The 13,311-nt window shown below is 43.4% G+C and carries 8 protein-coding genes; 2 read left to right on the top strand and 6 right to left on the bottom strand.

Translation table 11 applies throughout. The features are described from left to right. Nucleotides 1–7: 7 nt before the first annotated feature. From PBAL39_RS15785 to PBAL39_RS15765, 5 genes are all read right to left on the bottom strand, one after another. A complete protein-coding gene (locus PBAL39_RS15785; RefSeq protein WP_008243258.1) occupies nucleotides 8–1,369 on the bottom strand; it encodes a glucoamylase family protein in 1,362 nt (453 codons plus the stop codon). A gap of 87 nt (nucleotides 1,370–1,456) precedes the next feature. Next, nucleotides 1,457–2,941: a RagB/SusD family nutrient uptake outer membrane protein gene (locus tag PBAL39_RS15780; RefSeq protein WP_039866804.1), complete on the bottom strand. Its 1,485-nt coding sequence runs from the start codon at nucleotides 2,939–2,941 to the stop codon at nucleotides 1,457–1,459. An 11-nt stretch (nucleotides 2,942–2,952) separates the two neighbouring features. Beyond that, nucleotides 2,953–5,955 carry a TonB-dependent receptor gene (locus PBAL39_RS15775; RefSeq protein WP_008243253.1) on the bottom strand — a complete coding sequence of 1,001 codons (3,003 nt, stop codon included), beginning with the start codon at nucleotides 5,953–5,955 and terminating at the stop codon, nucleotides 2,953–2,955. A 255-nt stretch (nucleotides 5,956–6,210) separates the two neighbouring features. Beyond that, nucleotides 6,211–9,105 carry a triple tyrosine motif-containing protein gene (locus PBAL39_RS15770; protein WP_008243252.1) on the bottom strand — a complete coding sequence of 965 codons (2,895 nt, stop codon included), beginning with the start codon at nucleotides 9,103–9,105 and terminating at the stop codon, nucleotides 6,211–6,213. Between the two features lie 18 nt (nucleotides 9,106–9,123). Next, entirely contained in the window at nucleotides 9,124–10,062 is a 939-nt protein-coding gene (locus PBAL39_RS15765; protein ID WP_008243251.1) for a rhodanese-related sulfurtransferase, read from the bottom strand. Nucleotides 10,063–10,232: 170 nt separating this feature from the next. Between PBAL39_RS15765 and PBAL39_RS15760 the strand changes: the two genes are divergently transcribed. Next, on the top strand, nucleotides 10,233–11,429 hold the full coding sequence (locus tag PBAL39_RS15760; RefSeq protein ID WP_039866802.1) for an aminopeptidase C: 1,197 nt from the start codon (nucleotides 10,233–10,235) through the stop codon (nucleotides 11,427–11,429). Between the two features lie 115 nt (nucleotides 11,430–11,544). Further along, nucleotides 11,545–12,519 (top strand): D-glycerate dehydrogenase, encoded by a 975-nt coding sequence (locus PBAL39_RS15755; RefSeq protein ID WP_008243249.1) that lies wholly within the window; start codon nucleotides 11,545–11,547, stop codon nucleotides 12,517–12,519. Here the strand turns inward: PBAL39_RS15755 and PBAL39_RS15750 are convergent. Next, nucleotides 12,510–13,196: an XRE family transcriptional regulator gene (locus tag PBAL39_RS15750; protein WP_232282968.1), complete on the bottom strand. Its 687-nt coding sequence runs from the start codon at nucleotides 13,194–13,196 to the stop codon at nucleotides 12,510–12,512. The two genes, PBAL39_RS15755 and PBAL39_RS15750, sit on opposite strands and share 10 nt — an antisense overlap. Nucleotides 13,197–13,311: the final 115 nt, after the last annotated feature.

The raw sequence follows: 13,311 nt of genomic DNA, 5'->3' as shown, positions 1-13,311 counted from the left end.
GATGTAATTATTTGATTGCCGGTGATTCGAATCCCAGGGATTTGAGACCCCGCTGTACATCGGGACTACTCATGAACAATTTCCATAATAATCCCGTCCGGTAGTTTTCAATCATGACAATAATAGGTCCCTGGTCTATTGCCAGATGTGATTTTGCTACCCAGTTGTGTTCCTCACTGAAGGCATCAGCAAAACCGTAGGGAGTCCAGATCTTGTCTCCAAGGTCCTCATAGAAATGCCGTAGTGCCTGCATGGAATACTCTGGTGTATAAGGAAAAGCAGAGAGTGCAGCAGTAGGGGTGATGACACCAAGATCCTCTGTTGGTGAATGTGCAGCATATCCCTGCCAGCTGTCACTGGCGGTAAGGCCCCAGCTGTTTGCGCTATACCCTTTATATTTTTTTGGATTCTCTATGCAGTAGGCTCTGTTAATGAGGGTATGTGCCTTGTTTTGTTCCCAGTAGTCGGCATACTTGTCTTTCAAACCCCTCGGATCAAGTCCTGTGAAAGAGTAGTGTGAAAAGAACAAGGGTCCCCCGTAGTCAAAACCAAGTGGTAAGGTGATGTCATTAAATTTTTTTCCGTTGTAAAAAGTATTGCTGTTTGCCCAGCCATCTTCATAGACACGTCTGCTGATTGCATTTTTTGGTGACGATGCAGCCATGATGTAGGTGATCAGGCATTCGTTCCATCCTTTGATCTGATGGTTCATGCTCCATCCATTATTTGGGCTCCAATGCCAGTACAGCACATTCTGGTTTTGCGTAAACCAGTTCCACTCTATACCTTCCCACATCCAGAGAATTTTATTTCTGATGTCGTTCTCTACTGCGTTATCGGCAGTATAATATTGTCGCGCAGTGAGTAGTCCCTGGAAAAGGAAGGAGGTTTCAACGATGTCGGCGCCATCGTCTTTTGGACTGAAGCGGATGGTTTTACCTGTTTCTCCATTTAGCCAGTGGGGAAATGCCCCATGGTACATGTCTGCCTTCCAAAGGAAGTCAACAATTTTTTTTGTTCTTTCAGCTGCCTGCTCCCTGCTGATGAACTTTCTTTCTGAAGCAACGATGATAGACATGATGCCAAATCCGGTTCCACCTGTGGTGACCACTTCATCGCCATAATCGAATGATTTATTGCTCCGCTCACGGGCCATGCCACTTACAGGATGCCCGAAATCCCAGAAATAGCGGAAGGTTTGTTTCTGGACAAGGTCCAGCAACTGTTCATCGCTCAGGTTTTTTCTAATCTTCGGATCTGAGGGTACAGATATATCTTTTTTATTTTGAGCACAACCTACAGTGGATGATAAAGCAAGGAACGTGAGGAAGGAAAATAAATGAAGGAAAAAACGGTTTGATCTGTTCATGTTGCAGCAGCTTAAGAAAAGAATGGATTAAAAAAAAGGTTGCCCGCCTAAGCTGTGGCAACCTTCTGGAATTTAGATAGTGTGTAATTAGTTTGCGTAACCTGGATTTTGAACAAGCAGGCCACCACTTTGGTCAATCTCTTTTGCTGGGATTGGCCATACTTCATTCTTGTTGGCCTTCCATCCTTTGGGACCGAATACTTCCAGGCCGCGTCCCTGACGGATGACGTCAAAATAGCGGTCGTTCTCCATAGCGAGTTCAACTTGTCTTTCTTTGTAAACGGCATTGCGGAGCGCAGTTTGATCAGTAACTGTCACATCCGGAAGGATATTCGCATTACCGCCCCTTGCTCTTGCGCGAACCCTATTCAAAGAGGTGAGTGCCTGAGTCGAGTTTCCAAGCTCATTTGCGGCTTCAGCATTCATTAACAGGATATCCGCGAACCTCAGTACACGGAAATTCTGCTGAGCACCTTCATTGAATCCGGATACACGTGTATTAAATGGTACATATGATTTTTGATTGTACCTCTCATTAGGTACGGTTGTCGGTATCAGGTCTCCCTGTGGAGTCTCTTCTCCCTTAAACAAAATGGTGGCTTGTTTTCTTGGATCATCTGTCTCAAATGCTGCCTCCAATGCTGCTGAAGGTGTGTTAAAGCCCCAGCCCATGATGCCAGCTACTCCCTGAACCTGACTGTACTGAGAATTGGAAGCATCTGGATTTCCTGCAACCAGTGCAGCCTGAACTTCAAATAAAGATTCTACGCTGTTTTCATTTTCCACCCTGAAGAGTTTTTCATAATCTGGAAACAGGTCATAACCCATACCCATTATTGTATTTGTAAGCGACAATACATCCGCCCATTTCTTCTGGTATAAGGCCACTTTTGCATGTAAGCCGATGGCTGCACCTTTAGTAGCTCTGCCCACATCCTGTGCACCATAACTCTGAGGTAACACCTCAGCAGCCTCTGTAAGGTCTTTTTCAATCTGTGCGTAAACAGTGGCTTTGTCCGATTGTGGCAGGTTGTATTCGGTGTTGTCTTTAGGAGATGCTAACCTCAATACAACATTGCCATAGGCACGAACTAAACGGAAATAGGAATAGGCACGTACAAACTTGGCTTCAGCAATGTACCTTGCTTTCAGTGCTTCATCCATTGTGATTGCAGGAATGTTGTCCAGTACTTTATTGCATAGATTGATGTTTTGGTATTGCCCTGACCAGAAATCCTGAACAGAACCTTCCTGGGAAGTTGCTGTAAAGTTTTCAAAAGCATTGAAGAAGGTGGCGTCCGTAGGAGTACTTCCTTTTTCGGCTTCATCGGAACCGGTGCTTTCTATTGCGATGGCATTGAAGGCCACATTGTTCCAGCTGCGTAGGTTTGCGTAGATGGAGTTTACGGCTTTGGTAGCATCGTCCTGAGTTTTCCAGAACTCTATGGCAGGCTGTTGTCCTTGTGGTGGTACGTCAAGGAAGCCTTTTTTGCAGGAAGCTGTAAATAGCATGCTAGCCATAACTGCAGCGGCAAAGCACGACTTAATATTAAGATTTGTATGTTTTTTCATGTTCAGATCGATTAAAATGTAAGATTAACACCAAGGTTGTACGTTGCGTACAGCGGATATACGTTACCATCTACCCCTGCATTTGTTGGTGCTCCACCCACTTCAGGACTAAACCCTTTGTAGCCGAAAAGGTTGATGGCATTCTGCGCATTTGCGAATACCCTAAGACGCTGCATTTTCCATTTTGAGGTGATTGCTGTAGGAAGGGTATAACCTAGCTGCATATTCCTCAATCTCACATAGGATCCGCTTTCGATATAGAACGAGTTAGGTGCGTTGTTCATGTTACCTGCAAGATTCGCTGAGGGGTAGGAATTGGATGTTCCAGCGCCTGTCCACCTGTTGTTAAAGAAATCTTTAGTGAAGTTCTCATTTCCAAATCTGTTACTCAGGTTCGCATTGAAGACATCTACATCAGCCACACCCTGGATATCAATCGTTAAATCGAAGTTTTTGTAGGCGAAGTTGGTATTTATGCCATAGGTATATTTAGGGTTAGGATTTCCTAAGAACGTACGGTCAGCAGGGCTGACTACGCCATCACCATTGAGATCCCTATATTTGAAATCTCCTGCTTTTTTATTAAAAGGAAGTGCTTCCGCATCAGTTTGATAAATGCCCTCAACTTCGTAGCCGAAGAAGTTACCGATCGGGCGGTTAATTACTGTTCTTGTTGACAGATAGCCACTTGTGATGGTTGCTCCACCTTTATCAATTGGATTTGATCCTGAAGAAACATTCAGCACTTTGTTGTTGTTGATGCCGATGTTACCGCTGATAGAGTATTTAAAGCCGCTTTCTGTTTGGTCTGACCAGGTAGCAGCAAGTTCAAAACCACTGTTTTTGATGTCGGCCTGATTTGCAAGGATAACACTGTTAGCTGTTCCAAGACTTCCGAATACAGGGATCTCAAAAATTGCATCTTCTGTTTTTCTGCTGAAATAATCCGCTTCAACACTCAGACGGTTGTCCATGAATCCCATCTCCAGACCGATATCCGTACCGGTACTTTTTTCCCATACCAGACTTGGTGGAACAATCGTTCTCTCATTTGCACCTGTCTGAGGAAGGCCACCAATGATTGCTATAAGTCCGGCAGATTGATCAATTACCCTTGTAGTTGGATTTAATGGTACGTTGGCATTACCAACTTTACCCCAGCTTCCCCTAAGTTTTAAGTTGCTGAAGATTTTCTGATCTTTCATGAAGTCCTCATTACTGATGACCCAGCCTGCACCTACAGAAGGGAAGTTGCCCCAGAGGTTACCCCCTCCGAAGAACTGAGATGCGCCGTCTCTACGAATAGAGGCATTTAAAAGGTACCTGTTTTTGAATGAATAGTTTACCCTTCCAAAATAGGAGGCAAAAGTTGCCAATGATCCAAGGTCGGTAATGGTACTCTTGCTGGCATTACCCAATTTAAGGTATAAATCTCCATCTGTAGTAAATGGAACATCTCTGGTTTGTGCATTAATGGTATAAGATTTCCTGCGTTGAGCGGTTTGGCCGGCCAGTACAGTAAGGCTGTGGTCATCCCATTTTTTGTCGAATGTTAACGTATTTTCAATGATCCAATTGCGTGTTTCAATGCGGTCTACATCCAGTTGACTATTGGTGCTCAACTGACTTGCTGAGGCCCTGTAAACAGGGATGTAACCCAGCACCTCTTCCTGACCCATGTCACCACCGATGCTCGTCTTGAAGGTAAAGTTTTTGAGGAACTTCAGTTCTGCATAGATGTTACCGGTAAAATTGTACTTTGAGGTAGTCTGATTCCAGAAATCTAATGTGGCCTGCGGGTTTACATTACTTCCGTTACCAAGGCTGAAGTCGTTAGGGTCTCCGTAAGAGCCGTCTTCTTTAAATACCGGAATCACCGGTGATGCGGCATACAATGCGCGGAAAATGCTTGACGGTGCATCTTTTGATTTACTGGATGTTCCGGTGACGTTGTACCCGATTTTTAAAGGTTCAAAGATCTGGAAGTCATGTGACAACCTTGCGGTATATCTCTTGTAATTATTACGTTTAACAATACCGTCCTGGTCAAGGTAACCAAGGGAAAGATTGTATGTTGATTTCTCAGCTCCACCACTTACAGATAACTGGTGATTGGTTACCATGGCATCTCTAAGAATGACATCATACCAGTCGGTTCCCTTTCCAAGATTTGTATTGGCAAATAATGGGGCTTGACCAAGTATTGCATAAGATTCGTTTACTGCGGTTGCATATTCCGTGGCATTTGCCATTTCTACGGCATTTGTGACTTTCTGAAATCCAACGGATCCATTATAGTTAATCACAGGATCTCCTTTTTTGCCACGATTGGTCGTTACCAATACTACACCGTTTGCTGCACGGATACCATAGATGGATTGTGCGGAAGCATCTTTGAGGATGCTGATGTTTGCAATATCTGCCGGATTGAGGAAGTTGATGTCGTCATACCATACACCGTCAACGACATATAACACAGCAGTATTGCCATAGATTGTACCAGTACCACGGATGGTGATCGTCGGCGACGCTCCCGGTGTTCCGGAATTGGCAATAGAGACCCCAGCCACTTTACCTTGTAGAGCACTAACGGCATTTTGTGAGGCTTGTTTACCAATATCTTCTCCTTTTACAGAGGCTACTGCACCAGTAACGTCAAGTTTTCTTTGTGTACCATAACCTACAACGACGACCTGCTCCAGATTTTGGGCTGAAGAAGCCAGTGCTACATTTATAGTTGTTCTGTTGTTTGCCGGAATCTCTTGCGTGGTATATCCTATATAGGTAAAAACAAGAGTCGCATTTGCTGCCGCGCTGATGGAGTAATTTCCATTTGCATCTGTTTGTGCTCCTGTAGTAGTTCCTTTTACCCGGATACTTACAGATGGGATCGGGGTGTTGTCCCCGCCATCTGTGACTTTTCCTTTAATGGTTACATTTTGTGCAAATGCAACGTTAGTAAAAAGAAAACAGAGGAATGCCAAAACAGAAAATTTTGTAAAGATTCTTTTCATGCTCGTTTATATTTGATTGTTTAATTGTCCGATAAATTTCAGATAGAAAAACTGCTATCCCAAAAAATCGACCTATACATTAATACATCACAATTAGATTGTGTAGTATATACAGTTAACAATTGTGTCATGAAAACGGTTTGGAAAAACCATTTAGAATGGCCTTAACAGCTACTTTTGGACGCTTAATAACATCGATAATAAAGTGTGGAGATGTGAGGTGAAAATAAGGTGATGAGAGGTAATGATGTAGTGCTACAACTCCATCAGGAACTCCGTGAGGTTCTTGTCATGTGGTACTTCAAGCTTTTTACGTAACCTGTATCGCCGTATTTCGACGCCCCGCAGAGATATGTTTAACAGAGAGGCCATTTCCTTACTGCTCATATTCATATGCAGATATGCACATAACTTAAGATCATTGGGTACAAGATCCGGATGATTTGCTTTTAGTTTTTTAAAGAAGCTTTCATGTGCCATGTTAAAACTGGTCTCAAAAAGATGCCAGTCCCGCTCGTCATTCATTCCCTCGTCAATTACTTTCTGGATCTTTCGGAGCTGTTCCTCGGCAAGTCCTTTTCCATTGGTGTCTTTTAGTTTCAGGATTTCCTGGCTCAGCTTCTGCAGCAACTCATTTTTATATACCAGGCTCATCGCTGAGTTGGCCAGTTCACGATTTTTACCAGCCAGTTCTGCCTGTAACCTTTCTGTTTGGAGTTTTGTAATTTGTCTTTCAGTAGCTTCCGCCTTTTTCTGCAGATAGATTTCCTTTTCTATTTGTAGCCTGTTTGCAATTTCTTTTTGATCCCGGCTCAGTTTACGTTCATACACACGTTTTCCAATGATCAGGATGGCGATTACACAAAGCAAATAAAAGAAAAAGGCAATTTTCGTAGCGTAAAAGGGAGGTAAGATTACAAATTTAAAGGTGGTCTCCTTGCTCATCAGGTTGTCATTTACCCTTGCCCGTATCTTGAAGGTATAGGTCCCGCTGTTTAGGTTGGTAAAGTCCTTCTGAGAGGTACTGCTCCATTCCGACCATTGCTTAGAGTAACCTTCCAGATAATATTGGTATTTTACTTTTGCCTGCCTATAGTAAGGAAGTGAATAGGCTATCCGGATGTTGTTCCGCCCATAGGGAATCTCAAACTCCTGCTCATCATTTCCCATTTCACTGAGGCTTTTGTATGTATCCGTAATGTCTTCTACCTGGCGGATAAGCACTGTGGGCAGTACATCCTTGTTGGGGCCGCCAGCTGATGCATTGCCGTTATAGATGACAAAACCATCATCTACGCTGATCAGATAAATGTTGTCACTGATCTTACTGATATTTTCATAATACTGCACCATCCGTCCATCAAGGATGCTAAAGCTGTTGGAGTCTATCGATAATTTTCCCGGGATGCTCAGGTCTACCATGCCCATCTTTCCACGATTGATGAACCAGTATTTGCTGGTGCCGGCATTGATGATCTTGTTAGCGGTCGAAAAGCTTTTCAATCGTTGATTAAGTTCTTTATAGTTTCTGAACTTGTTGCTGATCTCATCATAAATATAGAAACCTTTATTGGAGGAGAACAGCAGCTGGTCCTGCATTCTGAAGATGTTGATGTTGTAATCGTCAGGAAGCCCGTTTTTTTCAGTAAACTGTGTGGCTGAGATGACTTTAGTTAGTTCTGCATTTAATTTGAGCCTATATAGACCTTTGTAGGCATGGCTTACCCAGATGTCACCTTTGGTATCTCTTTCCACGTATCGCGAGGGTTCTCCGAAGCCGGACACCTTATGATGGAATTTCCAGAGCCCTTGCACATCTTTTGCATATACCACGAGGCCGTTATAAGTTCCTTGAATGAGAAAGTCATTATTGACCCCCGCCTTTCGTATGGTCCAGCCCCCATTTTCAGTGGATATTTTTTCCATCTGATTGCCGTTAACCCGGAAGGTCCCATTGTTATGTCCGCAAATCAGTTGGCCATCAATTATGGTCAGGTCCCATACCTGTCCCTGTGAGCCGGGAATGATGCTGAAGTCAAAAGAGCTAAATGGTGCTTGTTTATCGCCGTTCCATTTGCTGTAAAACAGTCCCTGATTGGTGCCCAGGTAGATAAAGTTGTTGTATATTAAACTAGTATACACTGTACCGAACTGTCCGGACTTGTCAAAGTAAAAGTACAGTGGACTGTTGAGCTCTACGCGGTCGATGCCATTGTCAAGCCCCGCCCAGAGGTTCTGCTTGTCGTCTGCATACAGGCTGAGGACGGTGTTGTTTTGAAGGCCACTCCATTTATTGATACGTTGAACCACCTTTCCGGCATCGTCAATGATGATCAATCCGTTCAGGATGGTTCCGAAAGCATAATATTTGCCCAGCACTTTTACGCCATTGTTCAGTTGAAATGTTTTTAAAAAATCGTTTGCAGATGTGCTGAAGGGGCTAAAGTTCTGGCCATCGTAAATAAACAGTCCATTTTTACTGGTACCAATAAGAAGTTTGTTCTCGCGATAGGGTAATATCGACAGTACATCCCTGGAATTGGTAGCATCGCTACCCTTCAACGGAACCAGTTTATTGGCGGAAAGTTCAAAAAGGCCGCTTTCCAGTACTTCTACGAAGAAGCGGTGGTTTACCTGATGCAGAAATAAAAAAGGTTTCTTCGCTTTTACCGTACTCAGCTTTTTGTTCTCATAAATATAGATGGTAGAAAAGGACTGAAAGAGGACGCGGTCCCCGTCTACATAGATCTTCCAGATCTCATCCTTTACAAAATTGTCTTTCGGTACAATGGACGTGTAACTAAGCTTTCTATTGCGATAAGACCAATAGCCCATTTCGCCGAAACCACCTGTATAAATTATTCCTGATGGGGCCACGGCAACTGACCGCACAATCTGCCGGTTGGGCATCTGGTGCTGCTGCCAGTATTTGCCATCATAGCTGAGCAATCCCTGGGCATTTCCAAAATACATGACGCCCGATTTGTCCTTGGCAATCGACCAGTTCTGGTTGCCGGAGAGGTAAACAGATTTCGGGAAATTCTGTACATAGGGAACCCCGATACTTTTGATGTCATCAGCCTTAACGGAAAATACCGTGCAGGTGAAAAGGAATAAACATAAAAAGTAACCGGCGATTTTTCTGCTCATGAATAACTAATATAGCTATTATTTGGCCGACACACCAAGGGGTTGCGGCACCTTCACGTAATAACCGGTTCCATCATAAGGCCTTTTCCGCGGATTGGTAGTGCAGGCAACAGAACAGCAGCCCTGCAATTCCTCCCCACAGGCATCACACTGTGTGATGTGCTCATTGCATTCCGGATTGGCACAATTGATCATTTTTGGAGTGATGGTCCCACAGTTGAAACATTTGGAAACAACAGTTGGGTTCACGGAGTTGACATCAACAGCAATCCTGTTGTCGAACACATAACATTTGCCTTCAAAATCTTCACCACCGGCTTCTTTACCATATTTAATAATGCCGCCATGCAACTGGTACACGTCATTGAATCCATGATGCAGCAGCAGTGCAGATGCTTTCTCACATTTGATACCCCCAGTGCAGTAGGTAAGTACTTTCTTGTCTTTATATTTTGCCAGCTCATTGATTTTCTCCGGGAAGTCCCTGAAGTTTTCAATGTCGAGTGTTACCGCGTTTTTGAACTTACCGAGGTTATGTTCATAGTTTGAACGTACGTCCAGGATCACCACATCCTCATCATTGATCATTTTTTGAAACTCAACGGGTTCCAGGTGTTTTCCAGTACGCTCATTCGGGTTAATGATGCTGGTGTCTCTCAATCCTGAATGGACGATTTCTGCCTTGTAGCGACAATGCATCTTGATAAAGGATGGGGTTTCTACATCATCAATTTTAAACTCTGTCTTGGCAAAGCGTTCATCAGCATGAATTGCTACCATGTAAGCCTCACAGGACTCTTTTGTGCCGGACACGGTGCCATTCAACCCTTCATCGGCAACAATGATGCGTCCAACGAGGTTTAGCGATTTACAAAATTTAAGGTGATCGGCAGCGAATTGTTCTGCATCTGCTATGTGACTATAGCAATAGTAAAGTAAAGTCTGATATTTTTCCATAAAATCATTGATACTGTTGCATACAGCGTTTAATGTGCCGCAAAGTTAAGAAAGAAAATGGATGGTAACAATATTTAGACGCTATTGATGTGTTATTGGATAATGCTTAAGTTTGCCCTGTACGTTACAATAGTATTGGGATGGTAACGACGGCTAACTAAACACATAAAATGACTAGAATTTCTATGAAACCTGTAATGATGGCCGCTGGTCTTCTATTTACTGCAGGTAGCTTGTTTGCACAGGACAATCTGGTGAACTCGTTAAAAAACAATCAGAGCACAGACAGCAAGAATAGTTTTACCTTCACTCCGGTAATCAATGCTGAGGCGACATCTGTAAAAAATCAAAAATCATCAGGTACTTGCTGGAGTTACAGCACGAACTCCTTTCTCGAATCAGAGATGATCCGTATGGGGAAAAAACCTGTGGACCTGGCAGACATCTTTACTGCGCGTAATGCCTATATTGAAAAAGGCATCAACTATGTACGCATGCACGGTGCCCTGACTTTAGGTGATGGCGGTGCCTGTCATGATGTAATCAACATGTTTGCATTGTATGGTGCTTTACCTCAGGATGTTTACAATGGCAAGGACTATGGTACCCCTGGAAACTCTTCAGATGTGATGAATGCCAAAACAAAGCAGATTCTTGAGGATGCAGTGAAAGCACCTAACGGAAAGCTGGACCCTACCTGGAAAACCAGATATATTGCTACAATTGATTCCTGCCTTGGTGCGGTGCCTGAGAACTTTACCTTCGAAGGTAAATCTTATACCCCAAAAACTTTTGCTAAAGAAGTGGTAGGTATCAATCCTGAGGATTATGTGGAGTTGTCTTCATTCAATACTTCTCCATATTATAAAAAAGCGGTGCTGATGGTGCCAGACAACTGGTCTTATGATCAGGTGTACAATGTGCAAATGGATGACATCACTAAAACCATTGACAATGCTTTGAAAAAAGGATATACTGTAGCATGGGCTACTGATGTAAGTGAAAAAGGCTTCAGCTGGAAAAATGGTGTTGCCTATGTCCCGGAAAAAGATTTTGCGGAGATGTCTGCAGATGAAAAGAAAGCGATGTTCAATGGTCCAAAGCCGGAGAAAGAAATCACTGTAGAGATGCGTCAGGCTTCATTCGATAACTATGAGACTACCGATGATCATGGTATGCAGATCACTGGTATTGCAAAAGACCAGAATGGTAAAGAATATTATATCGTCAAAAACTCATGGGGTGCGACAAATGACTATAAAGGTTATTTATATGTGACTAAAAACTTTGTTAAATATAAAACCACTGCGTTTTTGCTGAATAAAAAAGGAATACCTTCTGACCTCCGCAAAAAACTTGGTGTTTAATAAACTCTGTTAAATGACATAAGCGGTACCAATTGATTTTGGTACCGCTTTTTTATTTTAGGTAATTTGCGGTATTGATTGTCATTAGTAAGAAAAAGTGTAAATTAATTTAAATATGAAACGCGTATTTGTCACAAGGGTCATCCCGGAACCCGGAAGAAAATTGCTGGAAGATGCTGGTATAACGGTAGTGGAATGGAAAGAAAAAAGGAAGCTGAGCAAAGAGGAGCTGATCTCTTGCTGCAGCCAGGCTGATGCACTACTTTGTGTCAGCAGCCCTGTTGATCAGGAATTTCTTCAGGCGAGCAAACACCTTAAAGTTATTGCCCTCCACTCTGTGGGATATGACCATGTGGATGTCGCTGCTGCAACAGACTTAGGGATCCCCATAGGTAATACCCCGGGCGTTTTGAGTGCAGCCACTGCGGATACCGCCTTCTTACTGATGCTGGCTACTTCAAGGAAAGCTTTTTACATGCACAAAACCATCCTCAAAGGGGAGTGGGGCTTTTTTGAGCCTACAGCAAACCTTGGGATTGAACTGAGGGGTAAGACGCTCGGTATTTTTGGCCTCGGTAAAATCGGACTGGAGATGGCCAAAGCATGTGCCGGAGCTTTCGGCATGAAAGTCATTTACCACAACAGGAGCAGAAATGAGCCGGCAGAAAAGTTGATAAATGCGCAATGGGTGTCATTCGACGAGCTGCTCGCTGAAAGTGACGTACTTAGTGTACATACCGCATTGACGACGGAAACGGCCGGCCGGTTCAATACAGCAGCTTTCGCGAGGATGAAGCCCTCATCTATCTTTATCAACACTGCCAGAGGTGGTATACACCATGAAGGGGACCTGCAGCGGGCATTAGAAGAAGGGCAGATCTGGGGCGCCGGCCTGGATGTAACCAACCCGGAGCCCATGATGTCAGATCACCCGCTTTTAAATATGCCTAATGTTGCTGTACTGCCACATATTGGCTCTGCTACTGTGGAGACGAGAAATGCAATGTCCATCCTGGCGGCACAGAATATCATTGCCGGTCTAAATGGAGAAAGACTTCCGTATCCCGTCAATCCCGAAGTCTACAGGTGAACACGGGTCACCTTTCCTTTAATAATAAACATCCTTCTGATGACATTACGACTGATGATGGTGTCTCCTTTGAATTCAGGGTTTAAAGATCGGAGAATGATCTTTCCCTGATCTTCATGTTCAAAAAGCAGTTTTACGGTGGTCATGTTGTTGGCTTGTTCGTCTGTAACAATGAGATAGGCCTCTCCCCACTGCACAATGTCACGATTCAGGATTTCCTTCACAATGATGATCTCGCCACTGCTGAACTTCGGATGCATGCTCTCTCCATAGATGGGGAGGTAAGCATTGCAGTCGTTGAAAGGTTTGTAATTGACGTAATATTCTGCAGTCTCCTGAAAGACCTGAGTGGTGCCAAACGTGGCATCAGCCAGATCTACATTGAAAAAGGGGACACCATGCTGCGTAGCTGGTAAAAGGTGCTGCCGGTCGTCGATAGGTTTGGTGAAGATTTCTCCGGTCCCTGTAGTTAGAAACTTCAGGTTGATGTGGTGGTATTCAGCAATATCCCTGGTCAGCCGCTTGCCAATAATCCGCTTTCCGTTTTCGATGGAAGAGCAGTTGCCAATATGCCTTGTAATTGGGGTGTAGAACTCTGCAAGTGTGAGGTCTCTTAATAATCTTGCTTCTTTTAATCTTGGTCCGATCATGATTTGTTGTGGATGGCTTGTTTTCATTTTGTTAATCATTTATTATTAATATATTTTTCTTTTCAATAAATTACAGGTAGTATTGTATTAATTATTCCGACAATATAGGGTTTAAAGTAGATAAATTAAATTAATATGTAAA

This window comes from Pedobacter sp. BAL39, assembly GCF_000170795.1.
In the GTDB taxonomy this organism is placed as follows: Bacteria; Bacteroidota; Bacteroidia; order Sphingobacteriales; family Sphingobacteriaceae; genus Pedobacter.
Note: the sequence above shows the minus strand (reverse complement) of the source record. Positions and strands in the feature narration are given on the sequence as shown.